The organism is Prevotella sp. C0209C1 (genome assembly GCF_056583855.1).
Map to the genome: position 1 here is coordinate 1 of NZ_JBWPJP010000069.1, position 1603 is coordinate 1603.

Annotated in this window: 1 rRNA gene; it reads left to right on the top strand. The window is 50.8% G+C overall.

Going from position 1 to position 1603, the window contains the following annotated elements:
• Positions 1–51 precede the first annotated feature (51 nt).
• Positions 52–1581: ribosomal RNA gene (locus AC1DCD_RS10200) — 16S ribosomal RNA — on the top strand.
• Positions 1582–1603 lie beyond the last annotated feature (22 nt).

Below are 1603 nucleotides of genomic sequence, written 5' to 3' on the forward strand. Positions count from 1 at the left end.
AAAGATACAAACTTGGTTATATTGTATATAGCCATCATTAAAAAAGATTTTACAATGGAGAGTTTGATCCTGGCTCAGGATGAACGCTAGCTATAGGCTTAACACATGCAAGTCGAGGGGCAGCATATAGATTGCTTGCAATTTATGATGGCGACCGGCGCACGGGTGAGTAACGCGTATCCAACCTACCCATTACTAGGGAATAACCCAGCGAAAGTTGGCCTAATGCCCTATGTAGTCGTTTGATCGCCTGAGATTTCGACGAAAGATTTATCGGTATTGGATGGGGATGCGTCTGATTAGCTTGTTGGCGGGGTAAAGGCCCACCAAGGCAACGATCAGTAGGGGTTCTGAGAGGAAGGTCCCCCACATTGGAACTGAGACACGGTCCAAACTCCTACGGGAGGCAGCAGTGAGGAATATTGGTCAATGGGCGAGAGCCTGAACCAGCCAAGTAGCGTGCAGGATGACGGCCCTATGGGTTGTAAACTGCTTTTATATGGGAATAAAGTGAGGGACGTGTCCCTTATTGCATGTACCATATGAATAAGGACCGGCTAATTCCGTGCCAGCAGCCGCGGTAATACGGAAGGTCCAGGCGTTATCCGGATTTATTGGGTTTAAAGGGAGCGTAGGCTGTTTGTTAAGCGTGTTGTGAAATGTAAGAGCTCAACTTTTAGATTGCAGCGCGAACTGGCAGACTTGAGTGCGCACAACGTAGGCGGAATTCATGGTGTAGCGGTGAAATGCTTAGATATCATGACGAACTCCGATTGCGAAGGCAGCTTGCGGGAGCGCAACTGACGCTAAAGCTCGAAGGTGCGGGTATCGAACAGGATTAGATACCCTGGTAGTCCGCACAGTAAACGATGGATGCCCGCTGTTAGCACCTAGTGTTAGCGGCTAAGCGAAAGCATTAAGCATCCCACCTGGGGAGTACGCCGGCAACGGTGAAACTCAAAGGAATTGACGGGGGCCCGCACAAGCGGAGGAACATGTGGTTTAATTCGATGATACGCGAGGAACCTTACCCGGGCTTGAATTGCAGATGTTTATATCAGAGATGATATATTCCCTTCGGGGCATTTGTGAAGGTGCTGCATGGTTGTCGTCAGCTCGTGCCGTGAGGTGTCGGCTTAAGTGCCATAACGAGCGCAACCCCTTTTTTTAGTTGCCATCAGGTAGTGCTGGGCACTCTAGAGATACTGCCACCGTAAGGTGTGAGGAAGGTGGGGATGACGTCAAATCAGCACGGCCCTTACGTCCGGGGCTACACACGTGTTACAATGGGTGGTACAGAGAGTTGGTTGTACGCAAGTGCAATCTAATCCTAAAAACCATTCTCAGTTCGGACTGGGGTCTGCAACCCGACCCCACGAAGCTGGATTCGCTAGTAATCGCGCATCAGCCATGGCGCGGTGAATACGTTCCCGGGCCTTGTACACACCGCCCGTCAAGCCATGAAAGCCGGGGGTGCCTGAAGTTCGTGACCGTAAGGATCGACCTAGGGCAAAACTGGTAATTGGGGCTAAGTCGTAACAAGGTAGCCGTACCGGAAGGTGCGGCTGGAACACCTCCTTTCTGGAGCAGAATGTATACGATA